This window comes from Spirosoma oryzicola (assembly GCF_021233055.1).
In the GTDB taxonomy this organism is placed as follows: Bacteria; Bacteroidota; Bacteroidia; order Cytophagales; family Spirosomataceae; genus Spirosoma; species Spirosoma oryzicola.
The window spans coordinates 4,739,639-4,765,553 of the sequence record NZ_CP089538.1; the positions used below are offsets into that span (position 1 = coordinate 4,739,639).

19 protein-coding genes are annotated in these 25,915 nt (G+C 48.5%); 7 read left to right on the forward strand and 12 right to left on the reverse strand.

All coding sequences use genetic code 11. From position 1 onward, the window contains the following. Positions 1–2: 2 nt before the first annotated feature. From rodA to LQ777_RS20080, 3 genes are all read right to left on the reverse strand, one after another. The gene (gene rodA / locus LQ777_RS20070) at positions 3–1,283 is read right to left on the reverse strand and encodes a rod shape-determining protein RodA (RefSeq protein ID WP_232559723.1); all 1,281 of its coding nucleotides are present in this window, start codon (positions 1,281–1,283) and stop codon (positions 3–5) included. Positions 1,284–1,364: 81 nt separating this feature from the next. After that, positions 1,365–3,329 carry a penicillin-binding transpeptidase domain-containing protein gene (locus LQ777_RS20075; RefSeq protein ID WP_232559724.1) on the reverse strand — a complete coding sequence of 655 codons (1,965 nt, stop codon included), beginning with the start codon at positions 3,327–3,329 and terminating at the stop codon, positions 1,365–1,367. Positions 3,330–3,462: 133 nt separating this feature from the next. Continuing rightward, the gene (locus tag LQ777_RS20080; RefSeq protein WP_232559725.1) at positions 3,463–4,485 is read right to left on the reverse strand and encodes an SMP-30/gluconolactonase/LRE family protein; all 1,023 of its coding nucleotides are present in this window, start codon (positions 4,483–4,485) and stop codon (positions 3,463–3,465) included. A 219-nt stretch (positions 4,486–4,704) separates the two neighbouring features. On the opposite strand from LQ777_RS20080, the gene LQ777_RS20085 reads away from it, so the two are divergent. Beyond that, complete coding sequence (locus tag LQ777_RS20085; RefSeq protein ID WP_232559726.1) at positions 4,705–6,138, forward strand: Gfo/Idh/MocA family protein; 1,434 nt, start codon at positions 4,705–4,707, stop codon at positions 6,136–6,138. An 84-nt stretch (positions 6,139–6,222) separates the two neighbouring features. Here LQ777_RS20085 and LQ777_RS20090 read toward each other — a convergent pair whose 3' ends face one another. Continuing rightward, positions 6,223–8,724, reverse strand: a complete 2,502-nt coding sequence (locus LQ777_RS20090; protein WP_232559727.1) for a TonB-dependent receptor plug domain-containing protein — start codon at positions 8,722–8,724, stop codon at positions 6,223–6,225. 73 nt (positions 8,725–8,797) lie between these two features. Between LQ777_RS20090 and LQ777_RS20095 the strand changes: the two genes are divergently transcribed. Next, the gene (locus LQ777_RS20095; RefSeq protein WP_232559728.1) at positions 8,798–9,448 is read left to right on the forward strand and encodes a Rossmann-fold NAD(P)-binding domain-containing protein; all 651 of its coding nucleotides are present in this window, start codon (positions 8,798–8,800) and stop codon (positions 9,446–9,448) included. Between the two features lie 101 nt (positions 9,449–9,549). Here the strand turns inward: LQ777_RS20095 and LQ777_RS20100 are convergent, their stop codons facing one another. Continuing rightward, positions 9,550–12,000 (reverse strand): glutaminase family protein, encoded by a 2,451-nt coding sequence (locus tag LQ777_RS20100; protein ID WP_232559729.1) that lies wholly within the window; start codon positions 11,998–12,000, stop codon positions 9,550–9,552. A gap of 447 nt (positions 12,001–12,447) precedes the next feature. Between LQ777_RS20100 and LQ777_RS20105 the strand changes: the two genes are divergently transcribed. Continuing rightward, positions 12,448–12,783: a GNAT family N-acetyltransferase gene (locus tag LQ777_RS20105; RefSeq protein WP_232559730.1), complete on the forward strand. Its 336-nt coding sequence runs from the start codon at positions 12,448–12,450 to the stop codon at positions 12,781–12,783. 86 nt (positions 12,784–12,869) lie between these two features. On the opposite strand, the gene atpH is transcribed toward LQ777_RS20105, so the two are convergent. From atpH to atpB, 4 genes are all read right to left on the reverse strand, one after another. Beyond that, on the reverse strand, positions 12,870–13,409 hold the full coding sequence (gene atpH, locus LQ777_RS20110) for an ATP synthase F1 subunit delta (RefSeq protein WP_232559731.1): 540 nt from the start codon (positions 13,407–13,409) through the stop codon (positions 12,870–12,872). Between the two features lie 55 nt (positions 13,410–13,464). Continuing rightward, positions 13,465–13,959, reverse strand: coding sequence for a F0F1 ATP synthase subunit B (atpF, locus tag LQ777_RS20115; protein ID WP_232559732.1), 495 nt, complete (start codon positions 13,957–13,959; stop codon positions 13,465–13,467). A gap of 206 nt (positions 13,960–14,165) precedes the next feature. Continuing rightward, complete coding sequence (gene atpE, locus LQ777_RS20120; RefSeq protein WP_425276912.1) at positions 14,166–14,423, reverse strand: ATP synthase F0 subunit C; 258 nt, start codon at positions 14,421–14,423, stop codon at positions 14,166–14,168. A gap of 80 nt (positions 14,424–14,503) precedes the next feature. Further along, complete coding sequence (atpB, locus tag LQ777_RS20125) at positions 14,504–15,559, reverse strand: F0F1 ATP synthase subunit A (RefSeq protein WP_232559733.1); 1,056 nt, start codon at positions 15,557–15,559, stop codon at positions 14,504–14,506. A 308-nt stretch (positions 15,560–15,867) separates the two neighbouring features. On the opposite strand from atpB, the gene LQ777_RS20130 reads away from it, so the two are divergent. Further along, positions 15,868–16,065, forward strand: a complete 198-nt coding sequence (locus LQ777_RS20130) for a hypothetical protein (RefSeq protein ID WP_232559734.1) — start codon at positions 15,868–15,870, stop codon at positions 16,063–16,065. On the opposite strand, the gene LQ777_RS20135 is transcribed toward LQ777_RS20130, so the two are convergent. Continuing rightward, positions 16,051–16,317, reverse strand: coding sequence for an AtpZ/AtpI family protein (locus tag LQ777_RS20135; RefSeq protein ID WP_232559735.1), 267 nt, complete (start codon positions 16,315–16,317; stop codon positions 16,051–16,053). The two genes, LQ777_RS20130 and LQ777_RS20135, sit on opposite strands and share 15 nt — an antisense overlap. 118 nt (positions 16,318–16,435) lie before the next feature. Here LQ777_RS20135 and porW point away from each other — a divergent pair, with 118 nt between their 5' ends. From porW to uvrC, 3 genes are all read left to right on the forward strand, one after another. Further along, on the forward strand, positions 16,436–18,691 hold the full coding sequence (porW, locus tag LQ777_RS20140) for a type IX secretion system periplasmic lipoprotein PorW/SprE (protein ID WP_232559736.1): 2,256 nt from the start codon (positions 16,436–16,438) through the stop codon (positions 18,689–18,691). Positions 18,692–18,773: 82 nt separating this feature from the next. After that, entirely contained in the window at positions 18,774–21,125 is a 2,352-nt protein-coding gene (locus LQ777_RS20145) for a penicillin-binding protein 1A (protein ID WP_232559737.1), read from the forward strand. A 156-nt stretch (positions 21,126–21,281) separates the two neighbouring features. Then, a complete protein-coding gene (gene uvrC / locus LQ777_RS20150; RefSeq protein WP_232559738.1) occupies positions 21,282–23,090 on the forward strand; it encodes an excinuclease ABC subunit UvrC in 1,809 nt (602 codons plus the stop codon). Positions 23,091–23,162: 72 nt separating this feature from the next. Here uvrC and porN read toward each other — a convergent pair whose 3' ends face one another. Both porN and porM read right to left on the reverse strand, forming a co-directional pair. Then, positions 23,163–24,218 carry a type IX secretion system ring subunit PorN/GldN gene (porN, locus tag LQ777_RS20155; RefSeq protein ID WP_232559739.1) on the reverse strand — a complete coding sequence of 352 codons (1,056 nt, stop codon included), beginning with the start codon at positions 24,216–24,218 and terminating at the stop codon, positions 23,163–23,165. Positions 24,219–24,270: 52 nt separating this feature from the next. Then, a complete protein-coding gene (gene porM, locus LQ777_RS20160) occupies positions 24,271–25,857 on the reverse strand; it encodes a type IX secretion system motor protein PorM/GldM (RefSeq protein ID WP_232559740.1) in 1,587 nt (528 codons plus the stop codon). Positions 25,858–25,915 lie beyond the last annotated feature (58 nt).

Consider the following 25,915-nt stretch of genomic DNA (forward strand, 5'->3'; position numbering starts at 1 on the left):
AATCAACGTCGTGTCAATGCCGTCCGGCGAGAATCGAGCTTGAGGAAGATAAACAGCAGAATAGAGAACGACCACAGCGATGAGCCTCCATAGCTAAAAAACGGAAGCGGGATTCCGATCACAGGCATCAAACCAATGGTCATTCCAATATTGACCAGGACGTGAAAAAAGATGATTCCAGCCACGCAGTAGCCATAAACGCGGGCAAATTTGCTGCGCTGCTTCTCGGCCAGAATCACGATGCGCGACAACAAGCCAACAAACAAGGCAATAACGACGGCGCTGCCAATGAAGCCATGTTCTTCGCCAATGGTACAGAAAATAAAATCAGTACTTTGTTCGGGTACGAAGTCAAATTTTGTCTGCGTACCCTCTAAAAACCCTTTGCCCTGAAGTCGTCCCGAACCAATGGCAATCTTGGCCTGCGTCACGTTCCAGCCAACACCCAATGGGTCAATGGTTGGATCGACCAATACTTTAATGCGGTTTCGCTGGTGTTTTTGCAAAACGTTATTCACAAAAAAATCCACGCCCGTCACGAACACCATCATAACAGCGCCGACAATTCCCATTGAAATGAAGTTGCTTATGGTCCGGTTGTAACGCGGCATCAGCGCAATAATAAGCAGCAGCAGCACTACGATTCCGGCAAAAATGTACAGTTTAGGAAAGATGAGCGCCAGTACAAACAAAGCCACAGCCGTAATACCCATCGCTGGAATCCAGCCGGGTAGTCCTTCGCGGTAAAGCATGATCGCGAAGGAAGCGAAGACCAGTGTAGAACCCGTTTCATTAGAAGCCAGAATCAAAATACAGGGCAGCACGATAATGCCAGCGATGTACATCAGGTCTTTCCGTTTGGTAAGACTAACACCCGGATTGTCCAGGTATTTCGCCAGTGCTAGCCCTGTAGCCATCTTGGCAAATTCGGCGGGCTGGATCTGAAATGCGCCAAACTTAATCCAGGAGTGTGACCCTTTGATGTTGGCTCCTGCCACCAATACCAGCAGTAGCATTAGAATCATAAACGCGTAAAACAAGTACGCGAACGAATCAAAGAACTTATGGTTGACAACCATAATACAGATAATCAGAATGACCGTGGTACAGATCCACATCATCTGCTTACCGGCATTGGTCGTCATATCGAAAAGACTGGTGTGGTCCTCAGGACTGTAAACGGCAGCGTACACATTGAGCCATCCCATAGTGACGCAGCCTAGGTACAGCACTAAGGTTAGCCAGTCGATGTCCTGAGTAAATAGATCGTTATTACGAGACACTTTTGGGTATTGTTTATCTATTGACTTTATAAAGAAGAAGCAGCTAACGCTATTCTATAAACTCGAAAAGCGAACGTTTATTTAATAGCCACTCACCGTCGCTGTGGCCGTTGTTGACCTTGGCTTTGTAGAGGTCATGAATGGTTTAGACGGTACTGGCTTGGGTTCCTTCTGCACAGTATCCTTTTTTGAAGGGGCCGGTTTTTTCGGCGTTAGCAGAAAGTTGGCGGGTGGCAAATAATTGGAGGCCAGCACCTGCGCTTCGAGTTTTTTTGCTTCGGTTATCCGTTTCAGATATCGTTCAGCAACCAAAGCCGCTACGGATGCTGCTGCTTTACCACCCCATCCGGCATTTTCGACGAAAACAGCCACCGCAATTTTAGGGTCATTCATGGGGGCGAACCCGATAAAAATCGAGTGATCGAACTTGTGGCCGAACTTCGCGTTCTGCGACGTGCCCGTTTTTCCGCAAAGATCAATCCCGGCAATATTCGCCAGCGGAGTCACGGTACCATTGGCAACCGCTCCGCGCATTCCGTCAATAACGGGCAGGTAATATTTGTAGTCAATACCGGTTTCATGGCGTTCGTGGTATTCACTGGGTACACCAGCCCCCGCCTTTTCGAAACCCTTAATGTAATGCGGGGTAATGTACCAACCCCGGTTGGCAATTGTTGCCGCCAGGTTGACCAGTTTAAGCGGGCTGATCAACAACTCACCTTCACCAATACTCAGCGAGTAAACGTTCGAGAACTTCCACCGCAACGCACCCCGGTACGCCTTGTCGTAGTACTCAGGCGTTGGTAGATTTCCTTTGCGTTCGCTTGGTAGATCAACGCCTAGCCGTGAGCCGATGCCAAACTTTTCGACCATATCGTGCCACTGCTGCAAGCCTATTGCCGACGCTTTGAATACGTTGCTTTCGCCGTTGAAATACAAAAACTTCCGAAAGACGTAGTAGAAGTAAGGATTACAGGAGTTTTGCACGGCCCCGCGCAAGTTGTTACCACCCCGGCAGTGACACCGCATCGGCGATCCAGCATGACCGTAGATCGTATTTGGAAAAAGCGATCCCTGTTGCTGAGCAACCAGCGCCTGAATAAGCTTAAACGTCGATCCAGGTCGGTAGCTGGACATGATAGGCCGATTGATCAGCGGCTTGTACGGATTCTTGACTAAGGCGCGGTAATTCTTTGAAAAATAACGGCTCGACAAGAGATTCGGGTCGTAAGTCGGCGCTGAAACCGAAACCAGAATTTCCCCTGTCGATGGCTCTACGGCTAACACCGCTCCCACTTTATTTTGCATCAGGCTGTCGGCGTACCGCTGTACCTCTACATCGATGCCCGTAATGAGGTTCTGCCCGGCAACGGCGAGCGTGTCGAAAGCCCCGTTCTTCCAGGACCCTTTGTTCACCCCACGCACGTTCTGCATCATAAATTTGACGCCCCGTTTGCCCCGCAATTGCTCTTCGTACTGTTCTTCCAAACCGTTGTTACCGATATAATCGCCCTGCCGGTAATACGGAATATCCTGTTCTTCGAGTTTCTTTTTGCTGATTTCGCTGACGTATCCCAACGCGTTAGCCATCGTATGCGCCGGGTAAGTTCGCATAGAGCTAATCACAGGTTCAAAACCACGGTAATCCACCAACGCGTCCTGAATCCGGGCAAAATCTTCCTTGGACAGCTGACGCAAGAACAGCGATGGTTTAACCGGGGAGTAATTCTTCGCCAGCCCCATGATACTGTCAAAGTCAGAACGAGTAATGTCCATCATCCGGCAAAACGCTACCGTATCCGGAATACGCACCTGCTTGGGCGTTACGTACAGATCGTAAACAGGAGTATTGTAAACGATCAGTTTGTTGTTGCGGTCATAAATCTGTCCGCGATAGGGTATTTCGATGACTCGCTTAATCGAATTCTTCGACGCTCCCAGCGAGTAGGTATCGTCAAGGACCTGCAAATAAAACAATCGGGCCAGATACGTCAGTGCGACAAGACAGAAAACGCCGATAATGACATACTTACGATTCTCCAACATGAGAATATATACTTACTTCAAGCTACGTACTCTATACAAAGTTAGTGCTTTAATCACGAACTATGCATGATAAACGTTGAAGTAAACTAAGTCATTTTAGCATCCTTTATCATTCCTATTTCCTCCCTAAATCTTACCATCCTTTGGCGGACGTTTTTACTCGGCAGAGGTACATATCCGCTGTTATATAGAGCGTTGAACCATCGTCACCCCAGGCACAGTTGGCCGTGGCACCACCAATTTTGATATGCCCCAGAAACTCACCCGCAGGAGAAAGAACCAATACGCCACCCGGCCTGGTAGTCCAGATATTTCCGTCGCGGTCCACTTTCATTCCGTCGAAACCGCCCGACAACCCTTGCTTTTTTAACCCGTCAGCACCAAACACAACCCGCCCCTTACCAACGGAGCCATCGGCTTGCAGGGGGTAAGCCATAATAACGGGCCGTTCTGGATCTGACTGAGCTACATATAGCGTTTTTTCATCCGGCGACAACGCAATACCGTTGGGCCGGGTCAGATCACTAACGACCATCGACACCACTCCCTGCTGACCAATCCGGTACACGCCAAACTCGTTTATTTCGCGACTGGGATCGTTTTCTTTTTTAGGCATTCCGTACGGCGGATCGGTGAAATAATAACTCCCGTTCGAATGCGCGACGACATCATTAGGGCTGTTGAAGCGTTTGCCATTATAATTGTCAGCCAGGGTACGCTTCCCGCCGACTCCATCCAGTGGCATGGCCGTTACGCGCCGGTCACCGTGTTCACAGGCGATGAGCCGCCCGTTCGCATCAACGGTTAGTCCATTGGAACCAGGTTCATCGCCGTAAACGCCTAAACCTGTATAGCCCGATGGTTTTAGAAAGGGTGTGACCCCTTCTTTTTCGGTCCATTTATAAATCGTATTCTGCGGTACATCGGAAAATAACAAAAAATTACCACCGGCAGCCTTTCCATTTCTTACCCAGACGGGTCCTTCCGTCCACATAAAGCCGCTGGCCAGTACTTCAATCCGGGCATCTTTTGGTAGCAGTTTATCAAGTCGAGGGTCGAGCCGTACAATCTGCCCGATAGTCGGGTAAGGAGTTGGCTGCGCCAGGCTCTGACCAAGCGCCATTACTATCAAACAAGTCAGTATGAATGATTTCATTGAATAATCGGGTTTTGTAGGAATAAGAGCAAGATTACGAAAGTGACGGAGTATAGCCACGTGAACAAGGTGTTTTTGGCGAGTTTTTTAATTATTAAATTATTTAAAAAATTAATCGAGACTTCGTTTATTTTTACAGACGATTCATTCAACAGGATTGATGCTGTTTGTCAGCGTAATCTTCGTTTTACCCTTCATAAATCCTCAATCTATTTTAGCATGAAAAACGACAAACGGGCGGCTTCATCGGAGACAAATGGGCAAAGTTCCCGCCGATCTTTCCTGAAGACCCTCGGTATTGCCGGTACAGCCGCTGCCGCTTCTCCTGTTGCCTTGGCGAAGCCCAACGCTACTCCTATCCCTCAATACCTCGACCTGATAAAAAGCCACTCCAGCACAGCGGCTAATGACAAAATCCGAATTGCCCTCGTTGGTACGGGCGGCATGGGCATTGGCGATACGCAAACGGCGCTGATGGTCGATGGTATCGAGATGGTTGCAGCCTGCGATTTGTATGATGGTCGTCTTCGTCGGGCCCGCGAACTTTGGGGCGAACAGTTGCCCGTTACCAAGGACTACCGGGAAATACTAGAGCGTAAAGACGTTGACGCCATCATCAACGGTACCACCGACCACTGGCACGAAAAAATATCGACCGACGCCATGCGCAAAGGCAAGCACGTGTATTGCGAAAAGCCAATGGTGCAAAAATTTGAAGATGGGCATACGCTCATTAAAGTGGCCAAAGAAACCGGTAAAGTGTTTCAGGTCGGCAGCCAGTTCGCCAGTTCACTGCTGATTGCCAAAGCCCGTGAACTGATGAAAGCGGGTGACATTGGTGAACTAGTTTTTGCCGAAGCCATCTACGACCGACACAGCGCAATGGGTGCCTGGCAATATTCTATCCCCCCCGATGCGTCACCCCAGACCGTTGACTGGGATACGTACCTTGGTAGCGCGCCCAAACGCCCCTGGGACCCGCTCCGTTTTTTCCGGTGGCGGAATTACCAGGACTATGGCACCGGCATTGCGGGTGATCTGTACGTCCACCTGCTGACCTCGCTACATTGCATCACGGGTTCGAAAGGACCAACCCGCGTGTATTCGAGCGGAGGTACGCGCTACTGGAAAGATGGTCGCGATGTGCCGGACATTCAGTTAAGTATCTACGATTATCCGAAAACAGCGGAACATCCCGAGTTTAACCTTACGACCCGCTCAAATTTCGTTGATGGCGGGGGTGGTAATTACCTGGTTCGGATTGTCGGCACGGAAGGTGATCTATCGCTTGGTTTTGACAGCCTGACAGTTCACCGCAATAAATTCCCGAAAGCGCCGGGTATGTCTATCGATAACTTCCCGAAAGATCAGAAAGAGTTGTTCGTTAAGGAATACGCGAAAATGTATCCTTCCCGTCCGGAATTGGAAGGTCCGAAAGAATTTAAGTATTCGTTCCCCAAAGATTACAAGGGAGACCGTTACGAGCACTTTGCGAATTTCTTCAACTCGATTCGGACAGGAGCACCGAACGTCGAAGATGCTACCTTCGGTCTGCGTGCCTGTGGTCCGACACAGTGCGGCAACATGAGCTTTGCGCAAAAGAAAGCGATTAGCTGGGACCCGATCAATATGAAGATTCTGGGCGCTGTGTAAAGTTTATCAATTACGCTGAACGCTGAAAAAGCCGTATGCCATATCTTGGAGATATGGCATACGGCTTTTTCAGCGTTCAGATAGTTAGTCTACCTGGATTCTATGTTGCGCCATGCCCGGCATACCACTTATCGTTGCCCCTTCGGCTCGTAACCGAAGATTCGTTTTGGCATCGGAGGTAAAGAAAGATACGGTTGCCTTGCCTTCCGCGTTCGTTTGGATAAGCGGAGACCAGAATAGCGTAGTTCGATAATCGGGTCGGGCAGCATTCAGCTTTTCCTGCTCCGTTTTCTTACTTTGGTCGTCGTAACGCGGTGAGTAGAACGCACGAACGGGCGCGTATCCGGGTAGTTTAGCAACCAACGTTCCGGGCGCAGCTTCCTTCGCCAGATCGTAGTTTGGCGACCCCCGCTTGGTTAAAATGGAAATGACTCCGCCCCCTCCCCGTGACCCATAAATACTGGCCGACGCTCCTTTCAGAACATCCACCTGGTCAACGTCATTGACGGGAATATTGATGGCGGTTTGCATGTCTACCGGCATGCCGTCCAGCACAAAGAGCGGTTCAACCGCCCCACCAAAATTAGCCGCTCCCCGTATTTGAACCCGCGCGCCCAGGCCAGAGCCCATTACCTGTACACCCGCAATACGCCCCTGAATCACGTCGAGGATCGTTATCCGACCAGCGGTATTCATCGGATCAAACTTAACACTTGCATCCGGCGTACCGTAAATGACCCGTGAGTCTCGCTCTTTGAACTTTTTGGCTTTCACGGTCACCGACTGAAGCAATACCTCCCGGTTTCGCCGGATTTGCTCTTCAATCTCCTGATACTCCCGAGTGCGTTTGATAAATTCACCCAATTCGTCGCGTCTGAACTCAAATGGATTGTAAGGTACGCGCGTGATGGTAACCGTCGGGGTCAATAGTTGATCAAGCGATATTGCCAAATCGCGATTAGCTTTCCCTTTTACACCCTGGATTAGTACCGTAGTGGTATCGGTAAAATCGAGATCGTAAGCACCAAAATACCCTGACTCATCCGTATCACCCGTCAGGAAATCGCGCGTGCTATCGCGTCGGGATAGTACAAAGGTCAATTTCACTTTACCGCCAATATCTTTCTGATTCGGACGAACCACGCGTCCCGTTAATGACAAGCCCTGCTCAATCGGGTATTTGACCGGAGGAATAGTACCAGCCAACACGTCGGCCCAGACGAAACGTCGCCAGCCCTGAGTCATCAGCAGCAGATCCAACTGCCGCCAGCGATCTTCGTTTTTAGGATTGAAATAGTAACTGGGTTGCTCAATCGTTCCTGTCAAATCCGACGAAAGTAACAGATGCGATACAATGCTGGCACTATTTGAGTCGATCTCCGGAGCCAACCGAGCGTCAACGGCGGCCAGCGATAGGTTTGCCGCAACCGGCTTGCCATCGCTGCCTGTGGTAGAAATACTCAGCTCTACCTTTTCACGATTTTTGTACGATGTTTTGTTTGGCGATAGCGTAATATTGATCTGCTCATTTTTGTTGACGAATATTAGCCGCTCACAGATTGGTTTACTTGTTTCATCAAATAGTGTCAGTTGGGCGATTCCCTGCGGAAATTCGGCCTTGGGTAACTGCACCAACGCACCTTTCTTGGCCAAGGGCACTTTAGCGACCTGCACAACCTGACCACGCGTCTGCGCAAAAAGTGTCATCGTAGCAGGAGGATCCGTTATAGCTTTGTTGTGCCGCAGATAAACCCGGATATTGTCTTTGTTACTTATGTTATCGACCTGCATCACAACACCCTCCTTTTGTACGTCAGGCAATGGATAAGCGGTAAACTGCCCGCTACCAAGGCGTTTAACAAAGGCCGTATACGTCTGACCAGCTTCGGGATTCAGCGTAAAAAAGCCTACACCAAGCTGCGTACTGGCTAGCCCCGTGATCGTGTCTTTACGGGTATTGAAGACAAATCCTTCTACAGGTAAGCCACGGCCCGATGCCTCTAGTGCCTTGAACGCCACCCGGCTTTCCAGACCCTCAACCAGCTGGCCCCCTTCGGGCAAAAACTGTACGTCGAGCCGGTCGGAAGAAGCTGATTTGCTGGCTGTCGAAGCGGTTGAGCCATCGGCTTTTAGGATGGTCAGCGTTTTTCTGAAGTAATACGTTTCCGGAAAGTTGCGCATATAGTTCGTATACGCTTGCACCATGTACGTTCCCGAAGCCAGCGAATCCGGCAATAAGAGCTGACCGGGCGCGTAACTGCTGCTGGACCGGAGTTGCAGGCGCTGCCGAACACGGCGAGCGGTAGGGTCAATCAGGTCTACATAAAGTACTTTACTGATGGTGTCGGCAGTGTGCGTATTTCCGTTAAACACATAGCCTTTCATCCAGATCGTCTCTCCGGTCAGATACGTGTCCCGGTCGGTGTGCAGATAGACCTTTTCAACGGGTCGTTGCAGATTGTAAGCCTGAAACTTGGCCAGTACTTCGTTGACAAAATCATCGTTATTAGCAAAACGAAAGGCCGCTAGTGCGACAATAGCGACTAGCGCAAGAATACTACTTGTTCGATAAAAGGTGTGGTGCATAGAATAGATTTCAGCAGTAAGTATCTACATCTGCTTAAAGCGCGACTAATTTAGCAAAAATATCCTCTTTGACATGATAGCACCTACTCCCAAAACAGCCATAGTACTTGGTGCCACCGGGCTTATCGGCAATTTGCTTACCCACCGTTTGATCAATTCCCCTTTCTATGAAAAAGTAAAAGTCCTGGTTCGGAAGTCACTCGGCTGGCAGCACCCCCGACTGCAGGAGATCGTCTTCGATTTTGACCACCCGAACGGACTCCTTACGCAAGCCGACGATATTTTTTGCTGTCTCGGTACAACGATGAAAAAAGCGGGCTCAAAAGACGCTTTTCGTAAAGTAGACTACCAGTATCCATTGGACGTTGCCCGATCAGGTCTGGCAAATGGCGCTCAACAGTTGGCCATTGTTACGTCAATGGGAGCTGATACTAACTCAACGTTTTTTTACAATCGCGTCAAGGGAGAGGTTGAACGGGATCTTACCGCATTGCATTACCCAACGCTATTGATTTTTCGGCCTTCGCTGCTGCTCGGCAATCGAAGCGAAACGCGCTTTGGCGAACGACTGGCGGAAGGAGCTATGCGGTTATTCGACCCACTTATTCCGGCAAAATACAAGGGAGTCGAAGCGGCTAAGGTAGCCAATGCCATGCTAACCACTACGCAAGAGGGATTAGTCGGTAAACACGTGTTTGAGTCAGACCAATTGCAGCGCTATTGATGGTTGCGCTAGTAAGCAGCTTATGGTTTACTTTCTCACCGATGTAGGTCAATAAGGGTTCTCCCTGATTCGCCTGCATCGGTGAGAAAAGCCGTTACCTTTTATTTTAATTTCTGTTCCAGCATCTTGATGTAGTAACCGCCGACAACTGATCGCGCCCGAAAACCAACGTGCTTGCCATCGGTAGTCTCGTGCCAGTCGCTCAGCGGAATCCGGTCGGGGCTTTCGTTCGCAAAACGCAGCACAGGCGCAATCAACGCGTTAAAATCAGCCGGACGATCCGCCAAAGTTGCCGTCCAGATAATCCAGTCCGATTTTGTGTATGTCTTGCGGCTATCGAGTGGTAAACCAAAAGGCTGCTGTTTGGTCAGGTAGTACGCAATCTCTTTCTGCGCTACTTCTTTTGGGAAAATCTCCAGTTTGAGCAGCTTGTCCCAAACCAGATTGTACTTCTGACTCCAGGTTCCTTTGTTTTCGAACGTCAACGTGTAGTGATCACCGTCGTCGGCAAGTTTCATCCACTTTCGGGCCAGATCACGAGCGATGTCGATGTATTCCTTTTCCCGAAGCTTGTCACCTAGCCGCCCCGCTAAATAGCCGTAACTGGCAATGCCCATAATTGCCTTTACCGACAGGTTTGCGTTGCGGGCAATGTGTCCGGCAAAGTCATCGGTACACAGCTGATTAGCCGGATCAAACCCTTCTTTGATTAGGTAATCGGTCCAGGTTGTCAGCGTTACCCAGTGTTGCTTAGCATAGTTCGCATTTCCTTCAACCGCAGCGATAGCCGCCGTTAGAATCAACATGTTACCACACTCCTCAACGGGCATATCTTCGCCGTAGGTTTGGCCGTTGGCCAGCGGATACGTTCCCACGTCGTGAGCCGCAAAAGGCTTGTTCCATTTTCCGCTCTCCGAATACTGAAAGATGGGTTCCATCATTCCCTTCAGCAACAGCGGATTGTACAGCAGAAAGAGCGGAGCCGATGGGTACGTTACATCCACAGTGCCGATTGAGCCATTCGAAAAATTCTCTTTCGAGAAAAAGAACGCTTCACCGTTAGGACCAGCTACCAGCTTATGCGCAGCAATTGCCTGCCGATAACCCAGCACACACAATTCGGCATACGTCGTTCCACCCGCTTTGAGCGCGTCGGTATAAAGTTGCTTATCGAATGTGTCGCATTGAATTTTTACTTTGGCATAGTCTGCATCGGCATCCTCCAGCGCCCGTTCCATGGACATGTTTCCGTAGCGACGCCACCACGCATTGAGTGGTTGCCCGAAGTATTCAATGGACTTAATATCATCGTAGCCGACAAGTAAGTGCCGTTCGACTGCCTTGTTGCCGATTGTGCCGAGCTCCATGCTTGTTGCCAACACGGGCAGGCTATCGCTTACCAGACGAGGCATTCGTTCATGCAAATCCGTCACCCGTCCTTCGCGTTCGAACTGATTTAAAGCACTCGCTAACGACCCAATCCGCCGACTCGTACCTGGCTCAATGGGCGACGCGATGTACAAGTGTCCCCAGTCGATACGAACATCATCACCTTTTCGACCCAGCACTTTCTGCTCGGCGGTACCAACCCGCATGTAATCGAGCCGCCCCGCGCGACCACGTCGCCAGGTCACTAGCTGATCCGGCGAGTTAACAGCCAATTCAGCTGAGGCATCCGAATACAATTGTACATCATGGGTTTTGCCGTCGGTAGACCGTACGCGGTAGCTGACATACTGCACGGGTCTCGACAATACATCCAGATTAGTCATCAGCAACGGAGCCATAAATGTAACCGTCAGTTCGACACCCGCAGCCACAAACGTGTATTCCGACTGCGTCGCTGTCATCCGGCGACCCGTCTGCGTTGCTGGTTTGTAATTTAGTACCCGTTCTTCCACTAGGCCAAGATCGACAAAACCCGGTCCTGACATGTTCTGGCTGTGAAACGCAATGACGTTCTGTCCCTTACGTAACACGTCAGAGGCTTTTCGATTCGTAGGGGTCAGCCGGTAATTCGCCGAAACACCGCTTACTTTTGTCATCCGCTCACCATTGATAAATAGCTCGTAATTGTCGTTCTGAATCGCATCGACCAGGAGCGGACCGTCGGGCACACGATCCAACGTAACAATACGCCGAACATAAATATCCGGTGTTGACCACGGAGTATGGTCACCGTTTCGACTACCAAACGTACCTTCGCCGACATTCCATTGGCTATCGTCGAAGTCGAGCGTAGTCCAGCTATCGGAAGCGGGTTTATTGGTTAGGTAACGGGCCTGATACGTTTGCCGTTGCGCCGAGGGAACAATGGTCTCACCCGTGAACGACGGATTTCCCATGAATCGAAACGTTCGTCCGTCAACCCGGATCAGTCCGTTTAGTTGTTGAGGTTGCCCTGTCCAGTGGCGGGTAGCATCCCCATTAAGCTGATCACCGAACGACCATATACTCGTATACGGGTCAATGGTTAATAATGGAGTTGCGGGAGGATTAAGCGCAGCTTTATGCGCGCTCTTGGGCTGAGTGAACCCAGTCAAAGCATTCATAAGCAAAATTAAAGTTACGGTTAAGCACTTACTACTACGAGTAAATCTAATGATATTGTATCTATATAACATATTTTTTAACTATTTTAATTTATTCATTCGTAAATAATTTTACGGACAGAATTAAAGATGAATGATGTTACAGCGAGTAATTCCCTGCTTTGCCAGCTATCAATCAGGATATTGAATCGACAAATGCCTGGATCAGAACTCCGTTGATTTATTAGGCTACACAAACCTTTCGTGGCTGAGAAATTGCTGTTTGACGAACTGCGTGTAGATTTAGCAAGTACTAATTCGCCAACAATACCCAAAACAGCCGTGCTTCTTAATCCTACTCCATCAACCAGCCTTATTATTCGATCGGCGACCCAGCACGACTCTACTACGGTCTACGAGTTTTTGTGTGAATTAGAGACAGAAACACTTAATTGGACCCAATTTCATATGGTATTCGATCTGAACTTACAAAACCCGCTGATTCACTATTTGATCGCCGAAGCGGCTGGCGAACGCGTGGGTTTTGTGAGTTGTCACGTTCAATACTTACTTCACCATACCGGTAAAGTCGGAGAAATTCAGGAGTTATTTGTTCGGGAAGATTACCGCAACCAGCGAATTGGTCATCAACTCATAGCGGCTTTATATGATATCGCTATTCGCGAAAAATTTGTCAACCTGGAAGTGACAACGAATCAAAAACGCCTGGATACAATCCGCTTTTACGAACGTGAGTCATTTAAGCGTACGCACCTAAAGTTGGTCAAAGCCGTTCATTCTTGATCGAGAACCAACAAAAAAGCCGCTTTCCACGATGGAAAGCGGCTTTTTAAGAAAATATATTGAACCGGCTGCAACGGTTTAACGAGCTAGTTCAGAAACTGCAAACGGAGTTCGTTTAACTGGTTCCGGATCGAGCCATCAATTTGCTGATCACCGACGCGTAGAATATAGCCACCGATCAGTTTTGGATCGATTCTTTCTTCTAATTCAACCAGTTTACCACCCGTAGTTTCTAGGACCATTGCTTTGAATTGCTCCCGCAAAGCGTCCGTAAGTGGAACGGTTGTGATAATGCTTGCCCGCTCTACTCCTTTCAAACGGTCATACTGGCGGATGAATTCTTCTGCAATCGCGTCCATGATTGGCTCGCGGTTCTTCTTGGTGATGATTTGCAGAAACGACATCGTTACTGGGTTGAGCCGTTTTTCAAAAGCTGCTTTTAACACAGCTGTTTTTTTCTCCGACCGAACGATGGGGTTTTTCAGCATCAACAGAAGGGGCCGACTTTGATCAACCGTCTGCTTGAAGAGCTGCATATCTTTGTATAACGTTTCCGTTATGCCTTGCTCCTGAGCTAGATCCAGAAGTGATTTTGCATAGCGGGCGGCTACAGTAGCGACTGCCATAGATATAATCGTAAGTGGTAAACTACAGATCTAAATCTGATAGCTCATCACTCATTTAGTTTAGTCTTGAATTTGATACCAGATCGCTAACCAGTTTTTCCTGCGCAGCTTTATCGTTAAGCTCTTTACGAAGCACTTTCTCGGCAATATCAATCGAAAGCGTAACAACCTCTTTTTTCATTTGGGTTATCAACGCCTGACGTTCGTTTTGCATTGCTTCACGCGCTTGCTCGAGAATCCGTTGACCTTCAGAAGCTGCTTTATCGCGCGACTCAGCGAGCATTTTATCAGCCGTTTCCTTGGCACCACGCAGAATAGCCTCGCGCTCAGCACGAGCCTCAACGAGCAGCTTTTCGTTGTTCGCTTTAAGGGCGGTCATTTCCTGACGGGTTTTTTCAGCCAGGTCAAGTGCGCTTTGGATATTGTTTTCGCGCTCATACAGGCTTTCCGTGATAGGTTTCCAGGCAAAGGCGCGAAGGATCAGGAACAGGAGAACGAAAACGACTACCTGCCAGAAAAGTAAACCAAGATCGGGAGTGAGCAAATCCATGGATCTATATATTGGGATTGTTTATTTCAGTTCGTTAAAATCGTTATGCAGAATGTCAGTTTATGTTCATTCCCGACAACGTCTATCAATCTTTTGTTAGGAACCGTTCGCTTATCGGCAACCCCAAACAAGCGAACGGTTTCCAGAAAAAGGTGAGTAGTGGAGCCAGCGCCTAATGCGACCAGCCTACTCAATTCAGATGCTGCTTAAGCCGTAGCGACCAGCAGACAAATAACGGCTGCGAACAGAGCCACGGCTTCAATCAGAGCCGCGATGATCAGCATGGCAGTTTGGATACGACCCGCTGCTTCTGGCTGACGAGCAATACCTTCCATGGCGCTACCACCAATCCGGCCAATACCCATACCTGCACCAATAGCAACTAAACCAGAACCAAGAGCGGCTCCCATTACGGCGATGTTACCCGTAGCTTCTAACAGCAGAGCAAACAACATTGCGAACATAAACGTCAAACGGATTTATTAGTAAAACAAAAGATTGCAACTCAAAAAGACCACCCGATTGATTCGGATGATATACTCAATTAACCTAACTCAGAAGTTGTTTCATGGCCAATACCATGATCAGCTTCATGATGATCTTCAACGGCACTACCGATGTACATAGCCGTCAACAGCGTGAAAATAAACGCTTGCAGGAAGGCAACCAGTAGCTCGATCAGGTTTAGAAACAGTGCAAAGAAAAGAACGACAGGACTGATCGCCAGACTCGTACTTGCACCGGCCAGATGGTTGGCCATAAAAATCAACCCCAGCAAGCTCAGGATGATGATGTGACCCGCTGTAATGTTGGCAAATAACCGGATCATTAGGGAGATTGGCTTCATAAATACGCCGACAATCTCAACCGGAATCATAACAGGTAGCAACGCGACAGGTACACCCGTTGGTTTGAGGATGTGAAGCCAGTAATGCTTATTACCGCTGAATGTTACGATCAGAAACGTAATTACTGACAGTACCAGCGTCACAGCAATATTGCCGGTCAGGTTAGCAGAACCCGGCAAAAGACCTAACAGGTTGTTTATCAGAATAAAGAAAAACAGCGTTAGCAGGTAAGGCAGATACTTGTGGTAGTGGGGCCCGATGCTCGACTTGGCAATCTCGTCGCGAACGAACAGAATAATCGGCTCAAAGAATGACTGGATTCCTTTGGGTGCTTTCCCCTGATTTTTTCCGTAACCCCGGCTAACGGCTGGAAAGATCAGCAACATAATCGTAGCACTTAACAAAAGCGATGCTACGTTCTTGGTAATGGAAAAGTCATAGACTTTAGCTTCGTGATCTACTTTGCCAGCTTCGTCAACACGGTGGATTTTACCATGTTCCTGCTTGTAGCCATTGTGAACGTTTCCATTAGCCAGTTTTGACGACGAAAAGACCTCTACTCCCCGATCCTGCGAATAAAGAATAACAGGCAAATGAAGCGTAACACCGTGGGCAAACTCCCAGCCATGTTCGTCTTTGATGTGGTGCATAATCATTTCGCCCACATTGAAGCCTTCTTTTTTGCCGTGCTCTCCCGGCACTTCACCCTCGTGGCCTTCCTCCTGAGCGTGTACAAAAGCTAACGAGCTCATAACAAGAGCTATAGCCAATAAAAATCTATTAATCAACGAACTCATTGTAGGATGTGACAGATCGTTTTTACGAATCGCGTCGCAAGTTACGAGTAAGGGCCCAAATCTCAAAGCATGTGTAAAATATATATAGTACAAGAAAGTCAAAAATGAACGTACGGCGTTGTTCGATGTGTCGATATAGGAAAAACCCGACAAAAGCAAGATCAAGCAATAAACGGGCAACTGTTGCAGCTAAGTACAGCGGAACAAATCGTTCGCGATTACCTTGTAAACCAGCATCCACCATGCGATGTGTAAGAAAAGACATGGCTAAAAAGAAAAGTAGTAAAATTTTCCAACTGGGATGTAGCCAAGATGCCGCCGAAAATTTTTCGGCTACGAAAAATACAATTGCTAAAAGGATTGTGAGTATTACAGAGCGAAGCATAAAGCACAGTGCAAAAAAGCAGGCAGCAGGGAGCTACCAGCAAGCGATTGCCGCCAATAAATTATTTTCTGGTTAGTTGACGAATAAATAAGTACAGCGATGCCCCGATAGCCGTTAGCGACAGAACAACGGTCCAGATCGGTCGCCTGTTACCCTGCCATTCATCCAGTTTCAAGCCGACCCAGACCCCTAAACCGATCGTGCCAAGCATTTGAAACGCAATACCACTATACTGGACAAAAGAGGTTGTTTTTTCAGAAGCGCTCTTTAGCGGACCATCGGGCGTTGACGGGCGGTTTTCTGGCGATTGTTCAGGGTCCTTTTCCACAGAATTCAAGAGTTCTATACGATATAAAAAGCAAAATTCGTTAATTTGGGCTAACGTTCATACGGCCACCCCAGATAGAAACGTTTTGAGATACGAGTCACTACGTATTATTTCCCGAATGTCCCGCTATTTCCGTAACCGCCCGCTCCTAGTATTGTTAACGGTCCTTGCGCTGCTGACCGGTGGGCTGGTTTCGTGTTCGCAGTACAGCACAAAGCCAATCAGTAAAGGTTACCATAATCTGACGGCCCATTTTAACGCGTACGTAATTGCCCGCGACGAAATAAAGGAAGCCGAATTAATCCTGTTCAAGACCCGGCAGGAAAATTACAGCCAGCTCTTACCAATCCTGTTGCCCGTGGATTCGATGCTGTCGATGCCCGTAAAACCTCAGCTCGACGACGCCATCAAAAAAGCATCACTTATTCCAGAACGCCATCAGAACAGCAAATGGCTCGATAATGCGTATATTCTCATTGGCCGGGCACGCCTGCTCAAGCAGGATTTACCGAATGCTATTGACGTCTTTAAGTACGTAAATACCAAAGGTACCAGTGAAGACGATAAGCACGAAGCTTTGGTTGGTCTGATGCGTGCTTACACCGAAGCCAGTGACTATGCCAATGCGCTAAATGTAGCAGAATACCTACGGACGCAGCCTCTCAACAAAGCCAATACCCGCGACTTTTACATTACGAAAGCGTACATACACGAGCGGAAAGGTGAATACGCCGTTGCTGCGGGTATTTTGGATGCAACTTTTCCGGCGTTGAAAAAAGGCGAATCCACGGCTCGTTTACACCTGATCGCGGGTCAATTGTATGACCTGACTGGCCAGCCAGCGAAGGCGATAGCTCATTACGAAAAGGTTCAGAAATCGCAGCCCACGTACGACTTGTCTTTCTACGCAAACCTGTATGCGATTCAAAGCAACGGCCTGACCGGCGACCAGAAACGACTGGCTCAGTCAACCGAGACGTTCGAGAGTATGCTCAACGACCGGAAAAATGCGGATCTGAAAGATAAGATTTATTTCACGATGGGGCTGCTGGAAGCCCGTAATGGTCGGATTGACAAGGCCATTAATTTTTATAGGCAGTCCATCCAGGCAGCGGGGGCCAACACAACGCAGATTCCTTACACTTATCAGGAAATTGGTAAGCTTTATTTCGAAAAGAAAGCGGACTATTCGAAAGCGAAAGTATACTACGACAGCGCTCTGGCTTTGATGCCGCAGCAGTCGCCGGACTATGCCGCTCTGATGAATCGGAAGAAGACGCTGGATGAATTTGTACAATATCAGACTACAATTCGTACGGAGGACAGTTTGCTCAATCTCGCTCAGATGAATCCTACGGCGCTGGATAAATTGCTGGATAACGTTATCACGCAAAAAGAAAAGGAAGATCAGGCGCAGGCTGCGCTTGCCCAGCAAATCGTAGAACGCGCTTCCAACGGCAATTTCAACGCTGTTCCAGGAGCAACCAACTCCAACCTTCAACCCAACGAGCGCTGGGTTTTATACAACCCGGTAGCGTTAAGTCAGGGCAGACAAGAGTTTTCGGTACGTTGGGGCAACCGGCCTATCGAAGACAACTGGCGACGCAGTAATAAAGAAGCATCGGAAGCCATTGCAGGGGTCAATAGCCCGCTCAATGGTGGAACCTCCGCTAACGATGTAAGTCCCAACGCCCCCCTGCAACAACAGGATGCTGCTAACGCAACGGCTTCGGTAAATGCAGCAACAACGGGGCGCAAGGCACAGAAAGACGCTTTTTACGCCAAGATTCCGTTTACAAAAGAAGCGCAGGCACAGGCCAATCAGCGCGTCGAAAACGCGTTGTATAAACTCGGCAAGCTGTATAAGTTTCAGTTGAACCAACCAGCTGATGCGATTCCGACATTTGAACAATTACTGACCCGTTATCCCAATACACTACAAAAACCAGAGGTGTATTACTTACTTCATTTGTCGAATGAGCAGTTGGGTAAAACATCTTCCTGGAAGGATAAACTGCTGGCTGAGTACCCAAACACATCGTATGCACGGCTGGCGGGCAAAACGGTTACCCAATCGGGCGATAGCGAAGCCAAAGCGCTGGTAACTTACAATCAAATCTACGAACTGTATCAAGCCAACAACGTAACGGAAGCACTGGCACGTGCGGATAATTCGCTAAGTTCGTTTGCGGGAACGCAGTTGGAAGACAAACTGGCGCTTTTACGTGTTATCCTCGTCGGAAGAGTACAGGGCGTAGATGCTTATCGTCAATCCATCAATGAGTTTATTCGCGATTACCCAGCCAGCCCATTGCTCCCACGCGTGAAAGCAATGCAGGATGCCGCTAATCGAATTACGGCGAACAGAAAATAAGTTTTTTGTTGGCAACCGATGCGCTATCGTTTATAGATAATAAGTCATCGATCAATACACTATAAATCCCTACACACCTGTAATGATTGAGTTTGCTCCCGGTCGGTACCGGACCCTAATTAAAAATCTCTGGCGGTATGCACTACTCGGTTTAGTGCTGATGGTTTTTTACATAGTAGCCGTTAGTTACAACGTTTTCTGGCTATTCGGCGGAATGCCTAGTTTGAAAGCGTTGGAGAATCCGCAAAGTGAAGAAGCTTCCGAAGTTTACACCGCCGACAACCAACTGTTGGGTAAATACTACGTTGAAAACCGAACGCCGGTCGAAATAACGCAAGTCTCCCCCAACGTAGTGTCTGCCCTGCTGGCAACCGAAGATGCGCGTTTCATTAAGCACTCCGGCATTGACCCGCGCTCGTTTTTCCGGGTTATCAAGGGAATCGCTACAGGCAACAGCAGTTCGGGGGGCGGTAGTACGCTTACGCAGCAGGTAGCCAAAAACCTGTTTGATACGCGGGGCGAGAAGTTACGGGGAGCGCTTGGCAATATTCCTGTATTAAAAACGGTCATTGAGAAGACGAAGGAATGGATTCTATCCGTTCGGCTGGAACGCAACTATACCAAGCAGGAGATCATGATGATGTACCTGAACACGGTATCGTTTGGGAACAATACATACGGCATAAAAACAGCGGCCAAAACGTACTTCAACAAAGAGCCCTGGCAGCTAAGCGTTGACGAATCGGCTTTACTGGTTGGGATGTTGCAGAACCCTTCCCGTTATGACCCTCGTATTTTCGAAGATCGGGCATTCCAGCGTCGAAACGTGGTACTAAGTCAGATGGAACGGTATGGATTTCTGAACAAAGAACAGTTTGTAACGTACAAAACCAAGCCAATAAAGCTTGATTTCAGCATTGAGAATCAGAATACGGGTATGGCTGCTTATTTCCGGTCGGTTATTCGGGATGACATCAAAGCATTTATTAACCAGTATAACGAGGACAATCCAGACGCCGAGCTGGACCTTTATACGAGCGGTCTACGCATTTATACGACCATCGACTCCCGGATGCAAACCTACGCGGAAGAAGCCGTTATGGCGAACATGCGGGATCAGCAGAAGAAATTCTACGAACACTGGCGCGGTCGGAACCCATGGGTAAAGAAAAACCCAAAGACAAAAAAATACGAGGAACTACCCGGTTTTATCGAAGCCCGAGCAAAGCAAACGACCCGCTACAAGCAACTAAAAGCTGCGTACGGCAACGACGAAAAAAAGATCTGGAGCGAAATGCGGAAGCCGGTCAAGATGAAAGTCTTTGTGTACGGCGGTCGGCGAAATGAGAAAGATACGACCATGAGTCCGCTTGATTCGATGCGGTATTACAAACGGCTCCTTAACACGGGCTTTATGTCGATGGACCCGCGCTATGGCCATGTGAAAGCGTGGGTTGGTGGTATCAACTTTAAGCACATGAAGTTTGACCACGTTCGGCAGGGCCGTCGTCAGCCGGGTTCTACGTTCAAGCCGTTCGTTTATCTGACCGCTATGGATCAGGGATTTGTTACGCCTTGCAGCCAGATTACGGACCAGCCAACCACATTCTTACACGGCGAAGATAACAACAACGGCCCCGCCTGGACACCGAAAAATTCGACGGGTCGGTACAGTTATCGCGGTCTCACGCTTCGTGAAGCACTCGGCCAGTCGATCAATACGGTTAGTGCTCAGTTGATCAAAAAAACGCGTGCTGAAGCAGTGATCAAATACGCCCACAATATGGGTATTCAAAGCAAGGACTTACCCGAAAATCCAACGCTTTGCTTAGGAACCGGCGATGTGTCTGTCTACGAGATGGTATCGGCTTATTGTGCCTTTGCCAACGGTGGTATCCGGGTGAGACCAATGATTATTCTACGCATAACGGACAAACACGGGAACGTACTCAAGTCGTTTAGCGCCGACGCTAACCAGGTTATAAGCGCCAACCGGGCTTATGAGATGCTGTATCTGATGCGGGGGGCCGTCGAAGAGCCAAACGGTACGGCACAGCGCCTTCGTACGCAATACAAACTCCTTGAAGGTGGTAATGAGATTGCCGCGAAGACAGGTACTACATCAAACTACTCTGACGCCTGGTTCATGGGCATGACGCAACACCTGGTTTCGGGCTTGTGGGTTGGTGGTGACGACCGTTCTATTCACTTCCGAACGATTGAATTAGGGCAAGGTGGACGCATGGCTATGCCTGCCTGGGGCATGTATATGCAAAAGATATACGCTGACCCAACGCTGACGCAGTATCGTCCGGAGCCATTCCGTAAGCCAAACAATTTTAAGATCGATTGCGGTGGTTACCATATTGATTCGACTCAGCGCTACATTCCACCCAAAGTTGTACCAGAGGACGAAGACGAGATTCTTCAATAATAGTTCGGGCCAGCAAATGCTGGCCCTTTTTGTTGGTACTAAACTGGCAACCTTTACTGTATATTCGTTGTTTTTGTATAGCTAACCGCTAGTCTGTTAGAACATAGTTAGCAAATGACTTTACGCTTTACAAACTTTGCTTGACGGTCTTTCTTTATGCCGGAATTCGATTACAAAAAGGAACTTGCCAAAGTACCCCATGAGCCGGGGGTTTATCGCTATTTCGACGCAACCGGTGAGGTTATTTACGTGGGTAAGGCGAAAGATCTGAAAAACCGGGTTAGCAGCTACTTTACGAACTCGAAGCAACATGACCGCAAAACGCTTCGTTTAGTAAGCCAGATCCGGAAGCTTGAGTTTACCATTGTCCATACTGAATTCGATGCGCTGTTGCTCGAAAACCAGCTTATTAAGCGCTACCAGCCGAAGTTTAATATCTTGTTACGGGACGATAAAACGTACCCGTTTGTCTGTGTCACGAATGAACACTTCCCCCGCGTCGTCACGACTCGTCGCATTGATCGCAAACTAGGCACGTTCTACGGCCCATTCGCAAATCTTAAGCCGATGTATACGGTGCTGGATATGTTTAGCCAGCTGTTCACAATTAGGACCTGTAATTACAACCTGGCTCCGGAGAACATTGAAGCGGGTAAATACAAAGTTTGTCTCGAATACCACATTGGCAATTGCAAGGGGCCTTGTGAAGGCAAGCAGAACGAACCTGACTACGACAAAGATATTGAGCAGGTCCACCACATCCTGAAAGGCAATCTAAAACCAGCACAGGAGTATTTCAAAAATCGAATGGTGGAAGCCGCCAATGATCTGGCGTTTGAACAAGCTCAGCAGTACAAAGAGAAGATGGACGTGCTGCAACGCTTCCAGAGTAAATCGACGGTTGTTAACCCTAAAATTGCAGACGCCGATGTTTTCTCGATTGCTTCTGATGACTCGGCGGCCTACATCAATTTTATGAAGGTGGTCAACGGTACGATTGTCCAGGCGCATACGGTAGAAGTAAAAAAGAAGCTTGATGAAACCGATCCCGATCTGCTGGCGATGATGATTATTGAGTTTCGTGAGCAGTATGGTAGCCAGGCAAAAGAGATTATCACAAACATCTCGTTAGATGTCGATTTGCAGGCTGAGGTGACTATTCCGCAGATTGGCGATAAGAAAAAGCTGCTGGACATGTCGCTCAAGAACGTGCTGTACTTCCGGCGGGAGCGCCAGGAACGGGCAGCCGCCGAAGCGACAGCGAACGCCAGCAAAAAAGACCGTGTACTTATCCGGTTAAAGCAAGATTTACAACTCAAAAATTTACCCAATCGCATCGAGTGCTTCGATAACTCAAATATCCAAGGGACGAATCCTGTTTCGGCGATGGTATGCTTTATCGGTGGTAAGCCTGCGAACAAAGAATACCGGCATTTCTCGATCAAAACAGTTGTCGGGCCAAATGATTTTGCGAGCATGTACGAAGTGGTTACACGCCGTTACACGCGTGTACTGGAAGAGCAAACGGACATGCCCGATCTTATTGTTATTGATGGTGGCAAAGGACAGCTCAGCGCGGCCTGCGATGCGTTAAAAGCGTTGGATCTGTACGGTAAAGTACCCATTATCGGTATTGCCAAACGTCTTGAGGAAATCTACTTTCCAGAAGATAACTTACCGTTATACATCGACAAGAAGTCGGAATCCCTTAAGCTTATCCAGCGAATTCGCGACGAAGCGCACCGATTCGCCATTACCTATCACCGCGACAAACGAAGTCGGAATAGTCTGATTAGTGAGTTAGAAAACGTGGAAGGAATTGGTAAGAAGACGGCGGCCAAGCTGCTCAAACATTTTAAAGGAGTCACGAAAATCCGTGAAGCATCATTTGAAGAAGTCGTTGAGGTGGTCGGTAAGGATCGTGCCGTAAAGCTTAAAAGCTATTTTGACACCATTGAACAATAAACACGAAGAGCGACCCTAGTAGGGTCGCTCTTCGTGTTTCACAAAAAAAGCGGGCTTAAACCCGCTTTTTTCTTAGTATTCCCATAGACTGTGCTCTGTTTCCATCAGTTCGTACTCTGTCTGGTAGGATTTTAATAAGCCTTCCCGATCACCGTACATACCGATCAGGTCTTGATCGCCAGGGTTAGCCACTTTCGTAATGCGTCCGTAGAACAACCGCAGATCGAAGGCATCAGCCAGGTTTTTGTGCTGAGCCTGGTTTTGCGGGTTGTACCAGATGAATTTTTTCGGATCGCTACGGAACAGCTTATCCAGATCTTTGTATTTGAACGATGCAATTGGCACCTCAAAACCAGCCTGGTTTTTGTCAGCAGGAAGTAACATCGTCACTGTCTGCACGTCATAGTACAAACGTGAACGCTTCCGGTCGAAAATCCAGTCTTCTTTAATCTCCAGGATATTTAGCTCCTTCGCAAAATATTCATCACCCGAAAAACTAGGAGTCTGCGCTACTGCTACAGTATCTTTTTTGGGTACTTCGACAGGTGCCGCAATGGTTTTCTTTCCTTTCTTGCCTTTTGCGTTCTTCGCTACCGTCGATTTTTTCTTCGGAGCACCCCAGCCATCATCAGCAGGTTCAGCAGCAGCTTTCTTGGGAGCACCCCAGCCGTCATCAGCCGCTTTTTTGTTGTCTTTTTTAGGGCTGTCCCAACCATCGTTGGCAGCACCGTTTTTGCCATCTTCCGTAAAACCAGCGGCTTTCTCTTCTTCCGAAAGACCACCGCCTGTGTTTGGAATCAGCATATTTTCATGAAACTTCTGAGCTGTGATCTTCGTCGTGCACGAATCGTTCGTATAGGCATCGATCAGACCTGCTTTTACCGCTTCAATCAGATACTTAGAAATCTCATTGTTTTTCGAGAACATCGACTGATTTTGTTTCTCCTTCAGGTCGATACGACGCCAAAGGGTCTTCTTCATCATGATGTCGTTCTCGTTTATTCCACGAACGGACAGCGAGTTAGTGCCGTTGCTCGCTTTCTCTTGAGCCATTGCGCTCCCACCCGCCAAGGCCAGCGTTGCAGCGGCCAGCACTCCAGCATATCGTATCGTTCTTCTTTGTGTCATGGCTACTATTTGTTGTCAAGTATGTTAACGGACCGCTAACCACTTTAGTGCATTAATAAAGCGAAACTTGCGACAATGTACTTCCCATTGGAACATCACTAACTTCACCACGGAAATTCCGACGTTGCACACCATCAACTTGAATGACCAATCGATCACCAGGCTGCGCTTCAGCAGCCAACCCAGCGATAGATCCACCACCGGCGGGCACTGTAACCGCTTGTATACGTTTCGTTCCGCGCACTAAAGAAACCGTAGCCCCGGTTGTACGGAAGTTGGCATCGTCTGGTGAGTAAGCGGCAAAGCTTGGATCAGCAACGGCCTGAATCCGAACGCTCCGTGCCGATGATACAGGGACGCCACGAGGGTCGTTAGCCCGTGTTCCACCAACAAAAACTTCAAGCGTTGGGCGAGGCACGCGGTTAACCCGGAAGCGTTCCGTTCCTAGCAAACTACCACTGTTGCTAATGTTTAGGGAAAGATTTGCAGCACTAGGCACAACTGTGATCTTACCTTTCTCGCCTGACTGAATCACAGCACCACCGTCAGCTGAGAAATTCGGGTTCCAAAGCGCTCCTAGCTGTGGGCTCTGAATGCTCAGTTTGTTGGCACAGCCTAAGTACAATGGCGGCATCGTTCCTGTTTCAACCTGATACGACGGCTTAGCTACGAAATACTCAGCAGTAAGCGGTACAGTTTTCAGACCAGCCGCTGTTTGGTAAGCAATCGAACCGTTAAGAACCCGACGCGCCAGACCGTTTTTGTCGTAAGCACCACCCTGAGCGGTAAACTCAACAATACCCTGACCGTCCTGCATCCGAACAGCACCGCCGTTCAGGCTCATTCGTGGTTGAATACCCGACGACGACGCAGCCAGGAACATCTGTCCTTTGAACTTCGTACCTGCCACGACAACTTTCGATTCCATGCTCAGCATGGCAATGATTTTGTCGAACTTCACGTCCTGAGCACCTACTTTACTAGCCAGGGCATCCAGCACTTCACCTTCGATCCGACGAACATCAGCTTGCTTCTGGCTCAATACCGCTAATGCAGCCGGTACGGGTGTCTGAGCAAAATTCAATTCGGCAAAATCCTTCTTACGCTGATCCGGTGACTGGCTAGCGATAGGATCATCTTTGCCATCAAGAGCCATTGCCGGATATTTGGTACCCGCATACTTCGATACAGCATCGATGTAGCCGTTCAGTTGGTCTTTCAGTTTGAAAGCAGCACCGGTACGGCCCGTACCAATCATCAACTGTGCGACTTTCTCTTCTTCGCTCAAGTTTTTGATGTTTCCAGCTTCATCACGGCCACCACCAGCTTCAATAATTTGCTCTTTTAGCTTATCAACTTCACCGATAACGTCAGCGGTTAGTTTGCGGACTTCATCAGCCTGCTTAACAATAGCAAGGTCAGTAGCTCGGTTACCTGATTTTTCTACCGTAGCGCGAATGTTGTCAAATGTTGACTGGTTCACTTTACTTACAGCACCGGTTGACTGCTCTAAGCTGTTATTGATCAATACAAATTTCTCCAGAATAGCCGACGTTACCTGCAATGCTAACAACGCGGTCAATACCAGATACATCATCCCGATCATTTTCTGACGGGGTGTCTCTTTAGTGCCTGCCATAAATTATGGTAGAAAACGGGGATTAGATATGTGGAATATAGCGTTACGGTTTGCAACA

Coding starts and splice junctions, on each gene's coding strand:
- LQ777_RS20075 (WP_232559724.1), bottom strand. CDS start 3,329: ATGTTGGAGAATCGTAAGTATGTCATTATCGGCGTTTTCTGTCTTGTC.
- LQ777_RS20080 (WP_232559725.1), bottom strand. CDS start 4,485: ATGAAATCATTCATACTGACTTGTTTGATAGTAATGGCGCTTGGTCAG.
- LQ777_RS20085 (WP_232559726.1), top strand. CDS start 4,705: ATGAAAAACGACAAACGGGCGGCTTCATCGGAGACAAATGGGCAAAGT.
- LQ777_RS20090 (WP_232559727.1), bottom strand. CDS start 8,724: ATGCACCACACCTTTTATCGAACAAGTAGTATTCTTGCGCTAGTCGCT.
- LQ777_RS20095 (WP_232559728.1), top strand. CDS start 8,798: ATGATAGCACCTACTCCCAAAACAGCCATAGTACTTGGTGCCACCGGG.
- LQ777_RS20100 (WP_232559729.1), bottom strand. CDS start 12,000: ATGAATGCTTTGACTGGGTTCACTCAGCCCAAGAGCGCGCATAAAGCT.
- LQ777_RS20105 (WP_232559730.1), top strand. CDS start 12,448: ATGGTATTCGATCTGAACTTACAAAACCCGCTGATTCACTATTTGATC.
- atpH (WP_232559731.1), bottom strand. CDS start 13,409: ATGGCAGTCGCTACTGTAGCCGCCCGCTATGCAAAATCACTTCTGGAT.
- atpF (WP_232559732.1), bottom strand. CDS start 13,959: ATGGATTTGCTCACTCCCGATCTTGGTTTACTTTTCTGGCAGGTAGTC.
- atpE (WP_425276912.1), bottom strand. CDS start 14,423: ATGTTCGCAATGTTGTTTGCTCTGCTGTTAGAAGCTACGGGTAACATC.
- atpB (WP_232559733.1), bottom strand. CDS start 15,559: ATGAGCTCGTTAGCTTTTGTACACGCTCAGGAGGAAGGCCACGAGGGT.
- LQ777_RS20130 (WP_232559734.1), top strand. CDS start 15,868: ATGGCTAAAAAGAAAAGTAGTAAAATTTTCCAACTGGGATGTAGCCAA.
- porW (WP_232559736.1), top strand. CDS start 16,436: ATGTCCCGCTATTTCCGTAACCGCCCGCTCCTAGTATTGTTAACGGTC.
- LQ777_RS20145 (WP_232559737.1), top strand. CDS start 18,774: ATGATTGAGTTTGCTCCCGGTCGGTACCGGACCCTAATTAAAAATCTC.
- uvrC (WP_232559738.1), top strand. CDS start 21,282: ATGCCGGAATTCGATTACAAAAAGGAACTTGCCAAAGTACCCCATGAG.
- porN (WP_232559739.1), bottom strand. CDS start 24,218: ATGACACAAAGAAGAACGATACGATATGCTGGAGTGCTGGCCGCTGCA.
- porM (WP_232559740.1), bottom strand. CDS start 25,857: ATGGCAGGCACTAAAGAGACACCCCGTCAGAAAATGATCGGGATGATG.